Source organism: Variovorax sp. CCNWLW186 (assembly GCF_037203865.1).
GTDB lineage: Bacteria > Pseudomonadota > Gammaproteobacteria > Burkholderiales > Burkholderiaceae_C > Variovorax.
The window spans coordinates 105,056-123,135 of the sequence record NZ_JBBCBO010000010.1; the positions used below are offsets into that span (position 1 = coordinate 105,056).

At 66.9% G+C, this 18,080-nt stretch carries 18 protein-coding genes; 10 read left to right on the plus strand and 8 right to left on the minus strand.

Annotation, left to right across the window (positions count from 1 at the left end):
- Window positions 1–216: 216 nt before the first annotated feature.
- Complete coding sequence (locus V9K97_RS14335; protein ID WP_337318806.1) at window positions 217–1,368, plus strand: inositol-3-phosphate synthase; 1,152 nt, start codon at window positions 217–219, stop codon at window positions 1,366–1,368.
- Entirely contained in the window at window positions 1,365–2,324 is a 960-nt protein-coding gene (locus tag V9K97_RS14340; protein WP_337295111.1) for a beta-xylosidase, read from the plus strand. Before V9K97_RS14335 ends, V9K97_RS14340 begins: the two co-directional genes overlap by 4 nt.
- On the opposite strand, the gene V9K97_RS14345 is transcribed toward V9K97_RS14340, so the two are convergent.
- Together V9K97_RS14345 and V9K97_RS14350 are read right to left on the minus strand one after the other, a co-directional pair.
- Window positions 2,240–3,295: a UDP-glucuronic acid decarboxylase family protein gene (locus tag V9K97_RS14345; protein WP_337318808.1), complete on the minus strand. Its 1,056-nt coding sequence runs from the start codon at window positions 3,293–3,295 to the stop codon at window positions 2,240–2,242. The two genes, V9K97_RS14340 and V9K97_RS14345, sit on opposite strands and share 85 nt — an antisense overlap.
- A gap of 36 nt (window positions 3,296–3,331) precedes the next feature.
- Window positions 3,332–4,717: a UDP-glucose dehydrogenase family protein gene (locus V9K97_RS14350; protein ID WP_337295113.1), complete on the minus strand. Its 1,386-nt coding sequence runs from the start codon at window positions 4,715–4,717 to the stop codon at window positions 3,332–3,334.
- Between the two features lie 207 nt (window positions 4,718–4,924).
- Here V9K97_RS14350 and V9K97_RS14355 point away from each other — a divergent pair, with 207 nt between their 5' ends.
- The 4 genes from V9K97_RS14355 to V9K97_RS14370 all read left to right on the plus strand — a co-directional run bounded on the left by V9K97_RS14355 (window position 4,925) and on the right by V9K97_RS14370 (window position 8,638).
- Window positions 4,925–5,458, plus strand: a complete 534-nt coding sequence (locus V9K97_RS14355; protein ID WP_337318810.1) for a protein-tyrosine phosphatase family protein — start codon at window positions 4,925–4,927, stop codon at window positions 5,456–5,458.
- Complete coding sequence (locus tag V9K97_RS14360) at window positions 5,458–7,218, plus strand: hypothetical protein (protein ID WP_337318812.1); 1,761 nt, start codon at window positions 5,458–5,460, stop codon at window positions 7,216–7,218. Before V9K97_RS14355 ends, V9K97_RS14360 begins: the two co-directional genes overlap by 1 nt.
- A 276-nt stretch (window positions 7,219–7,494) precedes the next feature.
- A complete protein-coding gene (locus V9K97_RS14365) occupies window positions 7,495–8,361 on the plus strand; it encodes a ZIP family metal transporter (RefSeq protein WP_337318814.1) in 867 nt (288 codons plus the stop codon).
- Window positions 8,362–8,377: 16 nt separating this feature from the next.
- Complete coding sequence (locus V9K97_RS14370; RefSeq protein WP_337318816.1) at window positions 8,378–8,638, plus strand: hypothetical protein; 261 nt, start codon at window positions 8,378–8,380, stop codon at window positions 8,636–8,638.
- On the opposite strand, the gene V9K97_RS14375 is transcribed toward V9K97_RS14370, so the two are convergent.
- Genes V9K97_RS14375 through V9K97_RS14385 form a run of 3 tightly spaced genes read right to left on the minus strand, consistent with a single transcriptional unit; the run spans window position 8,639 to window position 11,002 of the window.
- On the minus strand, window positions 8,639–9,121 hold the full coding sequence (locus V9K97_RS14375) for a DUF2269 family protein (RefSeq protein ID WP_337318818.1): 483 nt from the start codon (window positions 9,119–9,121) through the stop codon (window positions 8,639–8,641). It abuts the gene before it with no gap.
- Window positions 9,122–9,131: 10 nt separating this feature from the next.
- A complete protein-coding gene (locus V9K97_RS14380) occupies window positions 9,132–10,475 on the minus strand; it encodes an SDR family oxidoreductase (RefSeq protein ID WP_337318819.1) in 1,344 nt (447 codons plus the stop codon).
- A 35-nt stretch (window positions 10,476–10,510) separates the two neighbouring features.
- On the minus strand, window positions 10,511–11,002 hold the full coding sequence (locus V9K97_RS14385) for a hypothetical protein (protein ID WP_337295119.1): 492 nt from the start codon (window positions 11,000–11,002) through the stop codon (window positions 10,511–10,513).
- 250 nt (window positions 11,003–11,252) lie between these two features.
- On the opposite strand from V9K97_RS14385, the gene V9K97_RS14390 reads away from it, so the two are divergent.
- Window positions 11,253–11,486, plus strand: a complete 234-nt coding sequence (locus tag V9K97_RS14390; RefSeq protein ID WP_258505548.1) for a hypothetical protein — start codon at window positions 11,253–11,255, stop codon at window positions 11,484–11,486.
- Window positions 11,487–11,516: 30 nt separating this feature from the next.
- Here the strand turns inward: V9K97_RS14390 and V9K97_RS14395 are convergent, their stop codons facing one another.
- The 3 genes from V9K97_RS14395 to V9K97_RS14405 form a co-directional block, all read right to left on the minus strand.
- Window positions 11,517–11,999: a helix-turn-helix transcriptional regulator gene (locus V9K97_RS14395; RefSeq protein WP_337318821.1), complete on the minus strand. Its 483-nt coding sequence runs from the start codon at window positions 11,997–11,999 to the stop codon at window positions 11,517–11,519.
- A 180-nt stretch (window positions 12,000–12,179) separates the two neighbouring features.
- The gene (locus V9K97_RS14400) at window positions 12,180–12,902 is read right to left on the minus strand and encodes a Crp/Fnr family transcriptional regulator (RefSeq protein ID WP_337318822.1); all 723 of its coding nucleotides are present in this window, start codon (window positions 12,900–12,902) and stop codon (window positions 12,180–12,182) included.
- Window positions 12,903–12,963: 61 nt separating this feature from the next.
- Window positions 12,964–13,905 (minus strand): LysR substrate-binding domain-containing protein, encoded by a 942-nt coding sequence (locus V9K97_RS14405; RefSeq protein ID WP_337295121.1) that lies wholly within the window; start codon window positions 13,903–13,905, stop codon window positions 12,964–12,966.
- Window positions 13,906–14,041: 136 nt separating this feature from the next.
- On the opposite strand from V9K97_RS14405, the gene V9K97_RS14410 reads away from it, so the two are divergent.
- The 3 genes from V9K97_RS14410 to V9K97_RS14420 are packed head-to-tail and all read left to right on the plus strand — an operon-like array spanning window position 14,042 to window position 18,045.
- Complete coding sequence (locus V9K97_RS14410; RefSeq protein ID WP_337318823.1) at window positions 14,042–15,037, plus strand: tripartite tricarboxylate transporter substrate binding protein; 996 nt, start codon at window positions 14,042–14,044, stop codon at window positions 15,035–15,037.
- Entirely contained in the window at window positions 15,037–16,560 is a 1,524-nt protein-coding gene (locus tag V9K97_RS14415; protein ID WP_337318825.1) for a UxaA family hydrolase, read from the plus strand. The genes V9K97_RS14410 and V9K97_RS14415 overlap by 1 nt, the downstream gene beginning before the upstream one ends.
- A 15-nt stretch (window positions 16,561–16,575) precedes the next feature.
- The gene (locus V9K97_RS14420; RefSeq protein ID WP_337318826.1) at window positions 16,576–18,045 is read left to right on the plus strand and encodes an NAD-dependent succinate-semialdehyde dehydrogenase; all 1,470 of its coding nucleotides are present in this window, start codon (window positions 16,576–16,578) and stop codon (window positions 18,043–18,045) included.
- Window positions 18,046–18,080 lie beyond the last annotated feature (35 nt).

Consider the following 18,080-nt stretch of genomic DNA (forward strand, 5'->3'; position numbering starts at 1 on the left):
GACGAAAAATTGCCGCCTTCATGTGCGAAGGTACTTACCTGTGTGTAGGCGCGTTGCCCTGTTACGCCACTGCAGAGTTGGGTCTGTGCATCGAGGGTGTTTCACGTGCGCGCGAGGCTTCAAACGAGCGTAGATTGCGAAGGAACAAAGCTTCGGCTTTGTGTTCAATCACGTCCGCCCTGCACTCGCGCGGCGGCTCTCGCAAAGGTCTCCAACATGAGCAAGATACGTGTCGCAATCGTCGGTGTGGGCAACTGCGCCTCCTCGCTGGTGCAGGGTGTTCATTTCTATGCCAACGCCCAGGGCACCGACTTCATTCCCGGCCTGATGCACCTCGATCTCGCGGGCTATCGCCCGTCGGACATCGAGTTCAGCGCCGCCTTCGACGTGCATGCGAAAAAGGTCGGGCGCGACCTGGGCGAAGCCATCTACGAAGCGCCCAACAACACCATTCGCTTTGCCGATGTGCCCAAGCTGGGCGTGCCGGTGCACCGCGGCCCCACGCACGACGGCATTGGCGCCTACCTGAAGGACGTGGTGCCGCTTGCGCCCGGCAAGGCGCAGAACGTGGCGAAGATCCTGAAGGAGACGAAGACCGACGTGGTGGTCTCGTACCTGCCGGTGGGCTCCGAGAAAGCGACGCAGTGGTATGCGCAGCAGGTGCTGGAGGCCGGCTGCGCCTTCGTCAACTGCGTGCCGGTGTTCATTGCTTCGCGGCCCGAGTGGGAGAGGCGCTTTGCCGAGCGTGGCCTGCCGATCATCGGGGACGACATCAAGTCGCAGGTGGGCGCGACCATCGTGCATCGCATCCTGACCGATCTTTTCAGGAAGCGGGGCGTGCGGCTGGACCGCACCTACCAGCTCAACTTCGGCGGCAACACCGACTTCTTGAACATGCTCGAACGCGAGCGGTTGCTGTCCAAGAAGATCTCGAAGACGCAGGCCGTCACGAGCCAGCTCGGCCATCCCATGAAGGCCTCCGACGTGCATGTGGGCCCGAGCGACCATGTGCCGTGGCTGGACGACCGCAAGTGGTGCTACATCCGCATGGAGGGCACCACCTTCGGCAACGTGCCGCTGCAGTGCGAAGTCAAGCTCGAGGTGTGGGACTCGCCCAACTCCGCCGGGGTGGTGATCGATGCGGTGCGCTGCGCCAAGCTCGCCCTCGACCGCGGCGTGGGCGGCGCGGTGCTGGCGCCTTCGAGCTATTTCATGAAGTCCCCGCCGCAGCAGTTCACCGACGACGAGGCCCGCGAACTGGTGGAGGCGTTCATTCGCGGCGACGCCGAAGCCGCCGCGCCGCCCGAACGCAAACCCCGCGCGCATGAACATGCGCCGCGCCACACGAAGAGGAGCAAGCTCGCATGATCGAAGCCGTCAAGTTCTGGAACGAGCCCAACAACAAGTCGCACTGGGACCTCGAGCTCGACCCCGACTGGTCTGCTTACGCACAGATGGTCAAGCTGGCATCGAGTGCCGTCCGCGCGGAGAACAGCACGCTCACGCAGGTGCTGGGCGGTATATCACCCATCGACGCGCACTTCATGGCGGGTCTCCGCGACCGGGGCGTGCTCGACGGGCTCGACGCGGTGGCGGTGCACGGCTTTCCGCTGGACTGGAACAACTGGCAGATCCACGAATGGCCGCGCCGCATCGCAGAGATCGAGGCCGTGACGCACCTGCCGGTGTGGGTGACCGAAGTGGGCGTGTCGACCTTCGGTGCTGAAGAGGTGCAGGAGTTCGGGCTGCGCCGCACGGCCGAGCTGCTGATCGGCCGGGTGCCGCGCATCTTCTGGTATTCGCTCTACGACCTTCCCCAGGCCTGGCCGGCCACCACGCGGCACCGCGAGGCCGAGGGATCGAGCTACTACCGCCACTTTCACATGGGCCTGCTGCGCGAAGACGGCACGCCCAAGCTCGCATGCGAGCAATTTGCAAGCTACACGCCATCGATGGGCATTTGCCAGTGGTTCCACTTCGAAGACCATCGGCTTGACGACGCGGTGCGCTGGCTCGAGCGGCTGGGCGTGCGCCACCTGCGCACCGGGCTGAGCTGGGCCGACAGCTTCCGGCCGAATGCCGAGCGCTGGTTCGACCGGCAGATGCGCGCGCTGGAAGACTTCGACGTGACGCTCACCTTCTGCTTCACGCCCGAGCACCGAGGCATTGCGCCGCACCACACCAGCCCGCCGCAGCAACCCGAGGAGTTTGCCGAGTTCTGCGCGAGCATGGTCCGGCGCTATGCGTCGAACCGGGCGTGCACGGTGTTGCCCTTTGCGGCCGCCGGCACCACGGCGCCGTCGCGCATGCCCGCCGCGAGCTGAGCCGGCGAAAGCTCTCCGGCCGAGAGCAGGCCATCGAAGTATTCGATGGTCTTGCGCAGGCCCTCTTCGAGCTGCACGCTCGGCTGCCAGCCGAACATTTCCTTGGCAAGGCGAATGTCGGGCCGGCGCTGCATGGGGTCGTCCGAAGGCAGCGGCGCGAATGCGAGCTTCGATGACGAGCCCGTCAGCTTGATGACCAGGGTTGCAAGCTCGCGCACGGTGAACTCGACCGGGTTGCCGATGTTCACCGGGCCGGGCCCGCCGGCCGAAGCGTCCATGAAGCGGTTGAGCCCTTCCACCAGGTCATCGACAAAGCAGAAGCTGCGCGTCTGCAGGCCTTCGCCATAGATGGTGATGGGATCGCCGCGCAACGCCTGCACGATGAAGTTGGACACCACGCGCCCGTCGCGCGGATGCATGCGCGGCCCGTAGGTGTTGAAGATGCGCGCCACGCGAATGTCGACCTGGTGCTGGCGGTGGTAGTCGAAGAACAGCGTCTCGGCGCAGCGCTTGCCTTCGTCGTAGCAGCTGCGCACGCCGATCGGGTTGACCTTGCCCCAGTAGCTCTCGGGCTGCGGATGCACGTCGGGGTCGCCGTACACCTCGCTGGTGGAAGCCTGCAGGATGCGCGCGCGCACCCGCTTGGCCAGGCCGAGCATGTTGATGGCGCCATGCACGCTGGTCTTGGTGGTCTGCACCGGGTCATGCTGGTAGTGCACGGGTGATGCGGGGCACGCCAGGTTGTAGATCTGGTCTACCTCGACATACAGCGGAAAGGTGATGTCGTGGCGCATGAGCTCGAAGTGCGGATTGCCGAGCAGGTGCTCCACGTTGCGGCGCGTGCCGGTAAAGAAGTTGTCTGCGCACAGCACGTCGTGGCCTTGCGCCAGCAGCCGTTCGCAGAGGTGGCTCCCGAGAAAGCCCGCGCCGCCGGTCACGAGAATGCGGCGTTGGGAGTTGTAGACACGCATGATCGAAGCTCCTGTTGTGTGTTTGTCTGTCTTTGTTCAGCGGCCGATGGCCAGGTAGTCGAAACCCTGCGACCGGATCTCGGGGTCGTACAGATTGCGGCCGTCGAAGATCAGCGGCTGCCTGAGCGCGGTCTTCAATGCGCTGAAGCTTGGGCTCTTGAAGGCCTTCCAGTCGGTGAGGATGACCAGTGCATCGGCATCCTCCACGGCCTGCATCGGGTTCTCGACGTAGCGCAGGCGCGCAATCAGCTCGGGCATGCCCTCCAGGTCGCCTGCAAGCACCTTGCGCGCCTCGGCAATGGCAACCGGGTCGTGCGCAACGACTTCTGCGCCGCGCACCAGCAGCGCCTTGATCACCAGGCGGCTCGGCGCTTCACGCATGTCGTCGGTGTCGGGCTTGAAGGCCAGCCCCCACACGCCGAAGCGGCGGCCGCGCAGGTCTTCGCCGAAGCGGCGGACGATCTTTTCTATGAGCACCTGCTTTTGCGCGTCGTTCACCGCGCGCACCGCCTCCAGCACCTGCAGGCGCTGGCCGTGCGTGGCGGCGGTGTGCACCAGCGCCTGCACGTCCTTGGGAAAGCAGCTACCGCCGTAGCCCAACCCCGCATACAGAAAGCTGTAGCCGATGCGCGGATCGGAGCCTATGCCGCGGCGCACCTGCTCGATGTCGACGCCCACTTTTTCCGCAAGATTTGCAAGCTCGTTCATGAAGCTGATGCGCGTGGCGAGCATGGCATTGGCCGCGTACTTGGTGAACTCGGCCGCCTTCACGTCCATGTGGATCATGCGGTCGCGCTGCCGGTTGAAGGGCGCGTACAGGCGGGTCATCACTTCCCTGGCATGGCGCCCCGCCTCGCCGGGCTCGGTGCCGACCACGATGCGATCGGGCCGCATGAAGTCGTCGACGGCCGCGCCCTCTTTCAGGAATTCGGGGTTGGACACGATGGCGACCGGAAGCCCCTGCAAGCCGCTGCCCGCCGCATGGTCGCCGTTGCTGCGGCGCTCCGAGAGCTCTTCCTCGATGGCGGCGCGCAGCTTGCCGGCGGTGCCCACCGGCACGGTGGACTTTTCGACCACCACCTTGAAGCCCTGCATGTGGCGGCCGATGCTGCGGCCGGCGGCAAGCACGTATTGCAGGTCGGCACTGCCGTCTTCGCCGGGCGGCGTGCCGGCCGCGATGAAGATCAGGTCGCCGTGGTGCACGGCCCGGGCCACGTCGGTCGTGAAGTGCAGGCGGCCGGTGCGCACGTTGCGCTCGATGAGCTGCGGCAGGCCTTCCTCGTGGATCGGCACGCCGCCCGATTGCAGGATTTCGACCTTGCGTTGATCGACGTCGAAGCAGACGACTTCATTGCCGATCTCCGCCAGGCAACTGCCCGTGACGAGACCTACGTAGCCGGTACCGAGGACTGAAATTTTCATGGGGAGAGAACGGATGAGTGCGGATGTTCGTGGTGGTGTAAGCGTGTTGAAAAAACCTAGCAGAAATTTTTCGGCGAAGGAACAGGACAGCACCGTGGTGCATGGTTGACTGCATTGATGAGCGCAAATAACGTGGCGCATCGAAAACAGAGGCGGCGCCCCGCGGGCATGCCGGTTGCCATGAGTTTTTTTCGACGACTGCGAACGATGACGACGACCTGGACACCCAACTTCAGCTGGATCACGCAGGAGCTTGCCGTCGGTGGCAGCTTTCCATCGGAGCGCGCCGAAGAGCTCGCCTCCGCGCATCGCATTCGTGCGGTGGTCGACCTGCGCAACGAGGCCAAGGACGACGAGGCCGTGCTGCACCGGCACGGCATGACGCTGCTGCACTTGCCGACCGAGGACATGTGCGGCGTCGATGCCGAACAGCTCGATGAAGGCGTGGCCTTTGCCAGCGCCGCGCTCGACCGCGGCGAACGCGTGCTCATTCATTGCGAACACGGCATCGGCCGCTCGGCCACGCTCGCGCTGTGCGTGATGGTGTTTCGCGGCGAGCGACCGCTCGATGCGCTCGAGCAGATGAAAAGCCGCAGGGCGCTGGTGTCGCCCTCCCCCGCGCAGTTCGCGTGCTGGAGCGAATGGCTGGCGCGCCATCGCGAGCTGAGCCGCGCGCCGTGGGAGGTTCCGGATTTCGATGCGTTCCAGGCCATTGCATACCGCCACATGCGGATTCGCTGATGCTGGTCTATGGCGACGCGACGCGGCGGGAGCCAGCCGCCCGAAAGCTGGCGCGGCTGCGCGGGCAGCTTGCCGATGCGCGGGCTTCGCCGGCGGGCCTTGGCAGGCACAGCCTGCTTGTCGATGCGCTCATCGAAGCGGGCGAACTGGTTCAGGGCGTTGCGGATGCGCACTTTCTCGCGGCCGGAAAGCGCGACACGCCGTCGCCCCAGACGGATGCCGCCATCGCGCTCACCGTGGCGGTAGCCAGGCTGTGCGCGCAGTCGTGGGAGACAGCCTTTGCGCATGAATGGCAGCAAGCTCCGCTGGAAGACCTGCTCGCCGCATGCGAAGCCCTGCTTGCTTCCGCCGACCTGGAAGTGAAGCAGCCTGAAGGCTACGCGTTCTACGCGCTCTATCCGGAAGGCCACTTCACCGCCGCCAAGCGGCTGCGGCCCCGGCCTTGGCGCGTGATCGGCCTTCGCAGCATCGGCACCAGCCTGGCCGCGATGGCGGCGGTGGCGCTCGATGCGCCTGCGCCGCTGACGCTCAGGCCGGTCGGGCATCCCTTCGATCGCGGTGTTTCGCTGGGCGACGCGCCGCTTGCAAGACCCGCCTCGCACCATGCCATCGTCGACGAAGGGCCCGGGCTCTCGGGATCGTCGATCGCGGGCGTGATACGGCGGCTGCGCGATGAAGGCGTGCCGGCGGACCGCATCCATCTCTTTCCCGGGCACGCGAACGGACCGGGCGCGCAGGCCAACGATGAAACGCGCGCGCTGTGGACGCAGGCTTCGGTGCACGTGGTCGGGTTCGACGAACTGATCTTGCGCGCCAAACATCCCGCGCATCGGCTGCAGGGCTGGGTCGAGTCGCTGGTCGGGCCGCTTCATGCGCCGCTTGCCGAGATCACCGGAGGCGCATGGCGCCGCGCACATGGCGATGGCCAAGGCGATGTGCCTCCGGCTCATCCATGGCAGGAGCGGCGCAAGTTCCTGGCGCACAGCCATCACGGCGCCTGGCTCGTGAAGTTCATCGGCCTGGGCCACGCCGCGCGCCAGCGTTTCGGCTGTGCGATGCGATTGGCGGAGGCCGGTTTCTCCCCCACCGTCGCGGGCCTGTGCCATGGCTTCATGGTGGAGCAATGGCACGATGAGATGGCGCCGCTGTCTCTCGCCCGGTTGCAATGCACGGAGCTCAGGGCGCGCCTGGTCGAGCGCGTTGCGGACTACATCGCATTTCGCGTGCGCAGCTTTCCCGCACCGGAAGAGAACGGCGCGTCGCTGCGGGTGCTGTGTGAAATGGGGCGGCACAACAGCACCCAGGCGCTTGGCAATGGACTGGCGACCGCATGGGATCGATTCCAAGGCCAGGCCGAGCGACTGGAGGGCCGGGTGCACCGGGTGAAGACGGACAACCGCATGCACGCATGGGAATGGCTGGCGGACGACAACCGCATCCTCAAGACCGACGCGGTGGACCACCACGCGGGCCACGACCTGATCGGCTGCCAGGACGCGGCTTGGGATGTTGCCGGTGCGTGTACCGAGCTCGGGCTGACCGCCGAAGAGCTGGACCGGCTGGTCGACGGCCTCTTGCGGCGCGGCTGCCGGATCGAGGCGGAACTTCTGAGCTTCTACGCGCCGGCTTACCTTGCCTTCCAGCTGGGCCACTACCGCCTGGCGGCACAGGACGCTCGCAGCCACGATGAGCAAAGGCGCCTCGAGTCGCAATGCGAGCGCTACACCCAGGCGCTGCGCGACCAACTCGCAGGCAGCTGAGAAGCTACTCCAGAGCGCTTGCGAACATAAGTCCTCAGGGCATCAGCCTGGGAGGCCCCATATGTAGTCCGCGCTGCCACCCACACGAGAAACGTTCCTACGCGAGGCACCCGAGCCCGCCCCGAATCTGCAACCGGGTGAACACACCGGCTCGACAACCATTTTTCCCGTGGGTGCGAGTTTGGCGGCGGCCATGGTGGTCGCCGCCTTTTTTGCGGGCGTATCGCTTGTTCGAAGATGACCACTCTTGATCTGCTGTTTGCCCGAGGCCCCAGGATGCGACCCGTGCGTCGAGTGCTTGGTTTCTGCATCGTTGCACTGGGCCTGGGCCTCTTGGCCTTCGAGGCGGCCGAGGCGATCTGGCGCGGCGATGCGCGCGTGCGCGGGGCACTTCTGGGCGGGAGCCTGGCGGCGTTGGCTACGGCGCTCGGCACGCTGCCCGTGGCGCTGTCGCAGCAGTTCTCGCAGCGCAGCTGCGACACCATGCTGGGCTTTGGGGCCGGCGTGATGCTCGCCGCCACTTCGTTCTCGCTCGTGATCCCGGGCCTGGAGGCCGCGCGAGCCCAGGGCGCCGGCGCGTGGGCCGCCGGAGGCATTGTGGGCGGGGGCGTGCTGCTCGGCGCGGCGCTGCTGCTGGCCATCGACCGCATGGTTCCCCATGAGCATTTCGTGAAGGGCCTCGAGGGGCCCAAGGCCATGAAGCTGAAGCGGGTGTGGCTCTTCGTGCTGGCCATTGCGCTGCACAACCTGCCCGAGGGCCTGGCGATCGGCGTCGCTTTCGCGGGCTCCGACCCCGTGGCGGCCACCGCGCTGGCCACGGGAATCTCCATCCAGGACGTGCCCGAAGGCATGGTGGTGGCGCTTGCGCTGCGCGGCGTGGGCTACGGGCGTTTCATGTCGGTGGGCCTTGGCGTGGCTTCGGGCCTGGTAGAGCCGGCCATGGCGGTGCTGGGCGCCACGGTGGTCACGCTGACCGCCAGCCTGCTGCCCTGGGGCCTGGCACTGGCGGCGGGCGCCATGCTGTTCGTCATCAGCCACGAGATCATTCCGGAGTCGCACCGCCAGGGACACGAGGCCTTTGCAACGGGAGGCCTGATGGTCGGCTTCGTGCTGATGATGGTGCTGGATACCGCGCTGGGGTAAAGAAAGGGCACGCCATATGACTGCACTCGACCTTTTGAACCTGGACGTGCTCCTTGCGCGCAGCGTGCTTCTGCGCGCCGACTACCTGCAGGCGCAAAGCCGGATCACCGAGTCGCTTGCCAGGTGGAACGGCGATCCGGCCCAGGGGCCGGCCGACAGGGACTTCGAGGAGCTGGCTCTTGCGATGAGCCGCTCGCTCTCGGCCGACGCCCGCTACCTTTGCACCCTTTCGTTCACGGTGCGCGGCATCATCGAACGCGCGAAGGCCATGGCCTGATCAGGCTCCGCCGAACGCGAGCGCGGGCTTGGCGATCATGAGCCAGAAAAGCGCAAGAAAGAGAAAGAACGCCGGCACGCCCAGCGCCACCCACCACTTGAAGAGCAGCCAGTAGCGCGGCGGCAGCGGCGTATTGCCTGCGGCCGCCTGCGCCGCCAGGTCGCGCAACCGCATCTGCAGCCAGACGACCGGCAGCCAGCACGCAATGGCCAATGCATAGCAGACCAGGGAAGCAGCAAGCCATGGCGTGGAAAGCGGCATGCCCATGCGGTGCACCAGCCACAGGCCCGTGACCGGCTGCAGCACGGCCGTGGTCGCGGTAAAGAGCCAGTCGGCACGCACCACCATGCGCGATACGACCGCTATCGCCCGCACGTCGCCGGACAGGGTGGTGGCCAGCAGGTAGAAGGCCGACCCGATGCCGGTACCGAACAGCAGGGTCGACGAGATCACGTGCACGTATTTCAAGACAAGGTATTCCATGGTGCGGCTTTCAAGGCGGCTTGGGTGCTGCGGCATGCATGCGGCAGCGCGAGGGCGGCTCCATGGCCCACAGCAGGCCGATGGCCGCGCACATCGGCAGGTTCTTGGAGAGCGGGCCGAAGGGATGCAGCCAGAACTCCGGCATGGCCCATGTGATGGCCGCGGTGTAGAAGGCAATCAAGGCAAGCTGCAGCGGCCACAGCACGCGGCTGCGCCATGCGGCGGGCAGCGCGAGCGTGCCGATGCCCAGTGCTAGGTCGAACACCGCGGCGCCGTCGAGCAGCAGCTCGGCCCACAGGCCGCTCGCGCCGACGCGGGCCAGCAGCGCAAGGCTCTGGTCGCGCGGGTAGAGCCCGATGGAGACGATAAAGGTCCAGATCCACACCAGCGCGACGGACCAGCGCAGCAGCGGCAGCATCCATTGCAGCCATGCGGCGCGGCGCAGCGCCGGCACGCCGTGGGCCGGAATGAAGGCCCGGTGCGAGCGCGGCGCCCGCCCGAGCCAGCCTTCCAGGTCGGCCGCGGGCGCGGCATTGCCCTGCAGCAGCATGCCCGCGGTTTCGGCGTCCAGGAAGCTGCCCTTCCACCGGCCCGCCAGCATCGCGCCCCACCTGAACAGGCGCTCGGGCAGCGGCAGCACCCACGCCTGGTGCGCATAGCCGAGCTGCCGGCGCAGATCGGCCAGGTAGGTGCGCAAACTCACCGGCTCGGGGCCCACGAAGGCGATGGTGCGGCTGCCCACGGGCCGCGCCTCGGCCAGCGCCAGCACGCCGGCGACCACGTCATGCAGGTGGACGGGTTGCAGCCATTGGCCACCGCCGCCGGGCAGCAGCAGCATCGGCATGACGGCAAGTGAGGCGAACAGGTTCGCGCTCGCGCCCTCGTCGCCCCACACCAGCGAAGGCTGCACGACGGCCGACGCCACCCGGCAGCGCCGCAGGTGCCTGTCTGCGGCTCCCTTGCTGCGGTAATAGCCGCTGGCCGCGGCGGGCGTGGCGCCCAGTGCGGAGATCTGGATCACCAGCGCGACGCCCACCGCGGCGCAGGCGTCGAAGAGCTGCACCGGCCCCAGGTGGTGAATGGCATCGAACTCGCCCGCGCGGCGCTCGCGCAGCACGCCGGCCGCGTTGATGACCACGTCTCCAGGGCGCAGGTGTTCCGTCCAGAAGGAAGCGGGCGGGACCTCGGCCAGGTCTGCCGAAATCCATTGCGCATGGGTTTGCGGCCAGAGGGCCTCTGCGCGTGCCTTGTCCGCGTCGCGCGCGGTGCACAGCAGGTCGGCCCCGCGGTGCGCGAAGGCTTCGGCAAATGCGCGCCCCAGAAAGCCGGATGCGCCAACGATCACTACCCTCACTGCTCGCCTTTCCCCATGCCGCGGCCAGCCGGGCCTCACCGCGTGCGCTCGCGGTTGGCCACCGCGCAGCCCAGCGCCAGGCCGACGGCAAAACTGGCGTACACCGCGGCCATGGCGCCCTTGGACAGGTGATGCTCGAACCCGGGAGTCAGCCGCCGGGGTGTGGCCAGGTAGTCGACCGCGCATGCGGTGGCCGCGGCAATGCCGGCGCCTCCCAGCGCGGCCGGCACCGACCGGGCGGGGCGCCGGTTGGCGTGAAGCCATGCATAGAGAACCGCCCAGAAGGTGGCCGAGCCATGGTGAATGGCATAGCCGAGCACCGTATGCCGCAATGACGGCGACCTGCGGAACAGGGCCTCGCGGTCCCATACCCAGTGGCTGGTGGCGTTGGTGGTCGCCGTGGAACTGCCAGTTTCGAAGCGCCCGCAGATCGCCAGCGCGACGCTCGATGCCACGCTGGCGAACGCGCCCGCGATCAGGCCGGTCTTGAGGGCCGACGCCGCGCGGCTCGCGGGCGGCGCGTCCATGGCGGAAGATTTTTCACTTTCACAGCTTTGCATGCCCGAATCTTTGACGCCTGCGTGCTTTGCGCGAGTGCGGCGCGGAGCATGAACACGTAGGTCGGCGCCGCATTGCTGCGGCGGTACGTGCGTCCAAGCGCTTCCAGGCGCTTGGGGGCGCTTCGGGCGTTTCGCGACAGGGGTGCGCGCCGCTGTCCGACACCCTTGGCCCGCGAGGCGATGCAGCGTTGGCTCACTGCACTGAAAGGTGATCGAGATGAAGGCTCAACAAGCAAGAAGTGACGAGCGCGACAACAAGCGGGTTTTTCGGTGGGGTGTGGGCGCGGCCATCGTCGTGTTCCTGCTGGCGCTGCTCTACAACCTGCTGACGCAGACGCGGGAAGAAGGTCCGGTGAAGCCGGACACCCCGACGCAGAGCGCGCCGCAGACGACGGCGCCGTCGACTGCTGCGCCGGCAGCGCCAGCGGCCCCAACGGCACCATCGAAATAGGCGCGCAGCGGTTGCGCGCCGCGGCCTGCGTCAGGAAGACGCATTCCAGCTGAGAAGCCCCTTCTGCGTGGCCTCGCAGACCGCTTGCGTGCGCGTCTTGACGGCCAGCTTGTAATAGATGCTCTTGAGCTGGGCGCCGATGGTGTGGGCCGAACGCTGGCTTTCCTCGGCAATCTGCCGGTTGGTCTTGCCCTGCGCGATCAACCGCAGCACGTTCAGCTCCCGGGGCGTCAGCAGCCCCTTCGGCGCGATGCCCTCCGCGCGCAGCAATTTGTCAGCGCGCTGCGCGTCGGCAGTAGTCAGCTTGGCCCCAGGTTGCGCGGCAATGCCGTCAAGGATGCGGCGGGCGATCTGCGACGCCGACAGGGAGTCGCCGAGTTCGATCGAATGCATCAGAAAGGCCAGGTCTGTTGCGTTTGCCTGCGCGAAGAGATGCCGCACAACCCCCGCCGCTGCCGTGGCGGCGCTCATCGGCGGGCCGCCGAAAACCGTCGGCTCGAGCGGCTCGTGCAAGCCGGGTTCGGGAACATGGATCTGAAGACCTTCACGTTGCAAGCTCCGCGCGCGTTGATGAAACCCGATGCTATGGAAAACGCCACTTGCGCGCACGCGCTTTTGTAGTGCCGCTGTGTCTCTGTTCACATCTGGCAGAGGGAAACCGGCAACGTATCCGCTGCGGATGGGCTCCAGGCTTCAATCGGCGGGGGATTCAGGGCCCGATGCAGCGGCCGGATTCCCGCTGCCGCTGTGCTCGTCAGGCAGCGGTTCGAAGTCTGTGGCGGCAAAGTCGGAAGACACGTGCAACCCGTGCTCGTCGCGGCGAACGAGCCCGCGGTCTTCCATGTTGCGCATGGCCTTGTTGACCACCTCGCGCGAAAGCCCCGCATACGAGGCGATCACCGCCTGCGTGATGCGCTTGTCGTAGCCGCCGGTGGTGGAAGGCGCCAGCTGGCTCAGCTGATGCAGCACGCGGCCCACCAGGTCTTCGGAGGGCAACGATGAAATCCGCCGGAGCTGGCCGCGCATTGCGCTCAGGCGCTTCATGGCAAGCTCGAGCAGCTTCAATGAAATTTCCGGATGCAACGCGCACAGCCTGCGCATTTCGGAAACCGGAATCAGGTACACCGACGAAGGAAGCGCCGCGACCAGCGACTGCGCGACCTGGTAGCGGTCTTCGCTGAAAGAAGAACCGAAGAAGAAATCGTCCTGCCGTATGAATTCGGTGGTGACATCGTCGCTGCTGCTGCCATGCGCCACCACGCGCAGCAGCCCGCCCGCCACGCAATAGATGCAGTCGGTCCACTCGTCGGCGGCAAGGACGGTTTCATTGCGCCGGTAGGAGCGAAGTTCGGTGGCCTGGACCAATGCCGCGCGCTCCGCCTGCGGCAGACCGGCGACCAGCGTGTGCAGATACATGCCCGGATGGTGCCCGAGAGCGCAACCCGCGCGGTACCCATAAATTGGGGATGCCGGGCGCCTACCGCTCCGGCCTTGCCTTGGCCGCGCGCCGCAGGCATTCGATGAGCTGCTGCGTGCTGGGCGTGCGCCTGCGGGCGCGCATGGTGATGAGGCCGACCGGCGGCAGCTCGATGGGCACCTTGAGCGACAGAACCTGCAGCATGCCCTGCTGCTGGAAATGCCGCGCCACCGAGCGGGCCATGAATGCCACGGCGTCGCGTTTCTGCAGGAAGCTGATCTGCGCCAGGAAAGAAGCGGACTCGATGATGTCGGCTGGCGGATGCACGCCGTCGCGAAAGAACATCTGGTCGAGCTTGACGCGCAGCGACGCCCAGGGTGGAGGCATCACGCACCGCTCCTTCGCCAGGTCGGCCCAGGTCAGCCGGCGCTTCGCGGCCAGCGGATGCCCGGGCCGCACCACCGCGGTCATCGGCTCCGCCAGCAGCGCCTCGGTTTCGAGGTCGGGTGCTGCATAGCCGGGCTCCAGGCGCCCCACGAACAGGTCGAGCTCGCCCAGGCGCAGCTTGGGCAGCAGCCGCGTGAGGTCGCCCTCCTCCACCAGCACCGTGGTTTGCGACGAATGCGTCTTGAGCATTTCGACCGCGCGGGCCACCAGAACCGGCATGGCCACCACCATGGCACCCACGCTGGTGCGGCCCGCGGCGCCGCTGGCCACGGCCGCTATCTCGTCGCGCGTGCGGTCGTAGTCGGCCAGCACCGAGCGTGCAAAGCGCACCACGCTCTCGCCATAAGGCGTGGGCTCGGTGCCGCGCGTGGAGCGCTCGAACAACGCCAGGCCGAACATGCGCTCGATTTCGACCAGCGACTTGGAGACCGCCGGCTGCGTGACCGAAAGGAACTCGGCTGCACGCCCGAGGTGGCGGAACTGGTCGAGCGCCACCAGCATTTGCAGGTGGCGCAGCTTGAGGTTGGAACGCAGGACGCGGTCGATCTGGCTCATCGTGGGTGGTGGCGGGGCTTTTCTTCTACATAACCTCCAGGCTATGAAGAGAGTCCGCTATTTCATTGGATTGCAATGATTGTCTACTGAAGAATGCGCTCTGCTTTCATCGAACTACAAATCGTCGGAGACACACATGACCTTCAATCGCTCCCCACGGCGACGTCAATTGATGCTGGGCGGCCTAGGTGCCGCCGCTCTGGCCGCGGTGCCCGCCCGCGCATTCGCAGCCGACTATCCCGAGCGCCCCATCACCTTCATCTGCCCCTGGCCGGCCGGCGGTACGGCCGACCGCTCGATGCGCGCCATCTGCCAGATTGCGGCGCGAGAACTCGGCCAGCCCATTGCGCTGGAAAACCGCGCCGGCGCTTCGGGAATGATCGGCACCAAGGCCCTGGCCTCCGCCAAGCCTGATGGCTACACCGTCGGACAGATCCCGATCTCGGTCACGCGCTTTGCGCAGATCGGCACTGTGCAAGTCGACCCGCTGAAAGACCTGAGCTACCTGGCCCGCACCTCGGGCCAGACATTCGGCATTGCGGTGCCGGCGAGTTCGCCTTTCAAGTCGCTGCGGGACATGCTGGCGCAGGCCAAGGCCAAGCCGGGCGTGATCAGCTATGCCCACGCCGGCGTAGGCGGCGCCACCCACGTGGGCATGGAGCAGTTCGCGCAGGCGGCGGGTGTCAAGTTCAACGCCATCGCCTACAAGGGCGGCTCCGCGGCGCTGCAGGACGTACTGGGCGAACAGGTCGACATGCTGGCGGACAGCAGCTCCTGGGCGCCGCATGTGGAAAGCGGCAAGCTGCGCCTGCTTGCCACCTGGGGCGAGGCGCGCACGCCGCGCTTCAAGGACACGCCCACGCTCAAGGAGCTGGGCTTCGACGTGGTGGTGGAGGCGCCCAACGGCATTGGCGCGCCGCGCGGGTTGCCCCCGGCCGTGGAAAAGAAGCTGCGCGACGCGTTCCGCGTGGCCGTCAACAGCGAAGAGTTCAAGAAGGTGGCCGACAGCATCGACGCGCCGGTGATGTACCAGGACGGACCCGACTACAAGAAATACGTCGAAGCCGTCTATCGCCAGGAGACCGACCTGATCCGCAAGCTCAATCTCAAGGAACTGATGGAGAAGGGTTGATGAACGACAGCCCCCTGCTCCGCCTGCACCCGAACGACAACGTACTGGTTGCCAAGACACCCATCGCCCTGGGCGAGACGATTGCCGAGTTCGGCGTGCGCGCGCGCGCGCAAATTCCCGCGGGGCACAAGATCGCGTCGCGCGGCATTGCGGCCGGCGAGCAGGTGAAGAAGTACGACACCGTCATCGGCGTGGCGTCGCGCGACCTCGAGGCGGGTGACTACGTGCACAGCCATAACATCACGCTGGTCGATTCGTACCGCGACCCGGGCTTTTGCCAGGACGTGCGGCCGGTGGACTATGTGCCCGAGGCCGAGCGCGCCACGTTCATGGGCTTCGTGCGCGCCGACGGCCGCGTGGGCACGCGCAACTTCATCGGCATCCTGTCGTCAGTCAACTGTTCGGCCACGGTCATCAAGCGCATTGCGGCGCATTTCACGCCCGAGCGGCTGGCGGCGTTTCCCAACGTGGACGGCGTGGCCGCCTTTGCGCAGACCAGCGGCTGCGGCATGTCTTCGCCGAGCGAGCATTTCGACGTGCTGCGCCGCACCCTGGCCGGCTACGCGCGCCACCCCAACCTGGCCGGCGTGCTGATCGTGGGCCTGGGCTGCGAACGCAACCAGGTCGATGCGCTGGTCGACTCGCAGGGGCTCCAGCAGGGCCGGCTGATGCGCACGATGGTGATGCAGGAAGTGGGCGGCACCCGGCAGACCATCGAGGCGGGCATTCGAGCCATCGAGGAAATGCTGCCCGAGGCCGATGCCGCGCGGCGCACCCGTGTGGGCGCCAACCACCTGAAGATCGGGCTGGAGTGCGGCGGGTCTGACGGCTTCTCGGGTATCACCGCCAACCCGGCGTTGGGCGCGGCCATGGACGTGCTGGTGCGCCACGGCGGCACCGCCATCCTTTCTGAAACGCCCGAAATCCACGGTGTGGAGTTCATGCTCACGCGGCGCGCCGCAACGCCTGAGGTCGGACAGAAGCTGCTCGACCGGCTGGCCTGGTGGGAGCGCTACGCGGCCGGCCAGAACGCGCAGTTCAACGGTGTGGTCGGGCATGGCAACCAGGCCGGCGGGCTGGCCAACATCTTCGAAAAATCCCTTGGCTCGGCCATGAAGGGCGGGACCACGCCGCTGCAGGCGGTGTACGAATATGCGGAGCCCATCGACAAGACCGGCTTCGTCTTCATGGATTCGCCGGGCTACGACCCGGTGGCCGTGACCGGGCAGATTGCCAGCGGTGCGCAGCTGATCTGCTTCACCACCGGACGCGGTTCGATGTTCGGCAGCAAGCCGGCACCGACCATCAAGCTGGCCAGCAACACGCCGATGTTCAAGCGCCTGGAAGAAGACATGGACATCAACTGCGGCGTGGTGATCGACGGCGAGCTCTCGGTGCCCGAACTGGGACAACAAATCTTCGAGCAGATATTGCGCCATGCCTCCGGCGAACGCACGCGCAGCGAAGCGCTGGGCCTGGGCGACCACGAGTTTGTGCCGTGGCACCTGGGCATCGTGAGCTGAACTTCTATTCTTCAAATGCCACTTACCCTCTCCCGCCCCCAACTGCAACGCACGGCCAACTTCATCGCGGGCGAATGGTGCGACGCCGCCGGGCGCACGCTCGACGTGACCGACCCCGCCACCGGTGATCTGATTGCGCGCGTGCCCGATTCCGGCGCCGACGCGGCGCGCGCCGCGGTCGATGCCGCGCACGCAGCCTTCCCCGCATGGCGCCGCACGCCGGCCAAGCAGCGCGCGCAAATACTCAAGCGCTGGAACGACCTGGTGCTTGCGCATCAGGACGACCTGGGCCGGCTGATCTCGCGCGAACAAGGCAAGCCGTTGGCCGAAGGCATCGGCGAGGTTGCCTATGCGGCGAGCTACATCGAGTGGTTTGCCGAAGAGGCCACGCGCGCCAACGGCGACGTGATTCCCGCGCCGGTGCCCGGCCGGCGCATGTTCGCCATGAAAGAGCCGGTGGGCGTGGTCGCAGCCATCACACCGTGGAATTTTCCGGCCGCGATGATCGCGCGCAAGATTGCGCCGGCCCTGGCCGCGGGCTGCACCGTGGTGTGCAAGCCGGCGGAGGACACACCGCTCACCTCGCTCGCGCTGGTAGCACTTGCCGCGGAGGCCGGCGTGCCCGCGGGCGTGCTCAACATCGTGACGGCCTCGCGCGAGCGCACACCCGAGGTGGTCGACGTGTGGCTGGACGATGCCCGGGTGCGCAAGATCACCTTCACCGGATCGACGCCCGTCGGCAAGCACCTGGCGCGCCGCTCGGCCGACACGCTGAAGAAGCTGTCTCTTGAACTGGGCGGCAATGCGCCGTTCATCGTGTTCGAAGATGCCGATATCGGCGCCGCGGTCGATGGCCTCATGACGGCCAAGTTCCGCAATGGCGGCCAGACTTGCGTCTGCCCGAACCGCGTATTCGTGCATGAGGCCGTGCATGACAGCTTCGCCGAATTGCTGGCGGCACGTGTCTCGGCCTTGCGGGTGGGTCCGGCCAGCGACCCGGGCTCGCAGATCGGCCCGATGATCAATGCGCGCGCCATCGAGAAGATCGAGCGGCACGTGCAGGACGCCCTCGCCCGCGGTGCGCGCCTGCTCACCGGCGGCACGCGGCTGCCGGCATTGGGACCGAACTACTTTGCGCCCACCGTGCTGGTGAACGCCGACGCAACGATGGCCTGCGCCTGCGAAGAAACCTTTGGCCCGGTCGTTCCCCTGACGCGCTTCACCGACGAAGCCGATGTGGTGGCCCAGGCCAACGACACGCCTTTCGGATTGGCGGCGTACTTCTATTCGCGCGACGTGCGGCGCATCTGGCGGGTGGCCGACGCACTGGAGGCCGGCATCGTCGGCATCAACGAAGGCGCATTGGCCGCGGAGGCGGCGCCCTTCGGCGGCGTGAAGGATTCCGGCTACGGACGCGAAGGCTCCGTGCATGGGCTGGACGACTACATGCACACTAAGTACGTATGCCAGGGCCAGCTGGACTGACCTCCGCTTCACACAGCAATACCTACAAGAGAGAC

Bases quoted from the DNA above. Each gene is read 5' to 3' on its own strand.
- V9K97_RS14335 (WP_337318806.1), top strand. From the start codon at position 217: ATGAGCAAGATACGTGTCGCAATCGTCGGTGTGGGCAACTGCGCCTCC.
- V9K97_RS14340 (WP_337295111.1), top strand. From the start codon at position 1,365: ATGATCGAAGCCGTCAAGTTCTGGAACGAGCCCAACAACAAGTCGCAC.
- V9K97_RS14345 (WP_337318808.1), bottom strand. From the start codon at position 3,295: ATGCGTGTCTACAACTCCCAACGCCGCATTCTCGTGACCGGCGGCGCG.
- V9K97_RS14350 (WP_337295113.1), bottom strand. From the start codon at position 4,717: ATGAAAATTTCAGTCCTCGGTACCGGCTACGTAGGTCTCGTCACGGGC.
- V9K97_RS14355 (WP_337318810.1), top strand. From the start codon at position 4,925: ATGACGACGACCTGGACACCCAACTTCAGCTGGATCACGCAGGAGCTT.
- V9K97_RS14360 (WP_337318812.1), top strand. From the start codon at position 5,458: ATGCTGGTCTATGGCGACGCGACGCGGCGGGAGCCAGCCGCCCGAAAG.
- V9K97_RS14365 (WP_337318814.1), top strand. From the start codon at position 7,495: ATGCGACCCGTGCGTCGAGTGCTTGGTTTCTGCATCGTTGCACTGGGC.
- V9K97_RS14370 (WP_337318816.1), top strand. From the start codon at position 8,378: ATGACTGCACTCGACCTTTTGAACCTGGACGTGCTCCTTGCGCGCAGC.
- V9K97_RS14375 (WP_337318818.1), bottom strand. From the start codon at position 9,121: ATGGAATACCTTGTCTTGAAATACGTGCACGTGATCTCGTCGACCCTG.
- V9K97_RS14385 (WP_337295119.1), bottom strand. From the start codon at position 11,002: ATGGACGCGCCGCCCGCGAGCCGCGCGGCGTCGGCCCTCAAGACCGGC.
- V9K97_RS14390 (WP_258505548.1), top strand. From the start codon at position 11,253: ATGAAGGCTCAACAAGCAAGAAGTGACGAGCGCGACAACAAGCGGGTT.
- V9K97_RS14400 (WP_337318822.1), bottom strand. From the start codon at position 12,902: ATGTATCTGCACACGCTGGTCGCCGGTCTGCCGCAGGCGGAGCGCGCG.
- V9K97_RS14405 (WP_337295121.1), bottom strand. From the start codon at position 13,905: ATGAGCCAGATCGACCGCGTCCTGCGTTCCAACCTCAAGCTGCGCCAC.
- V9K97_RS14410 (WP_337318823.1), top strand. From the start codon at position 14,042: ATGACCTTCAATCGCTCCCCACGGCGACGTCAATTGATGCTGGGCGGC.
- V9K97_RS14415 (WP_337318825.1), top strand. From the start codon at position 15,037: ATGAACGACAGCCCCCTGCTCCGCCTGCACCCGAACGACAACGTACTG.
- V9K97_RS14420 (WP_337318826.1), top strand. From the start codon at position 16,576: ATGCCACTTACCCTCTCCCGCCCCCAACTGCAACGCACGGCCAACTTC.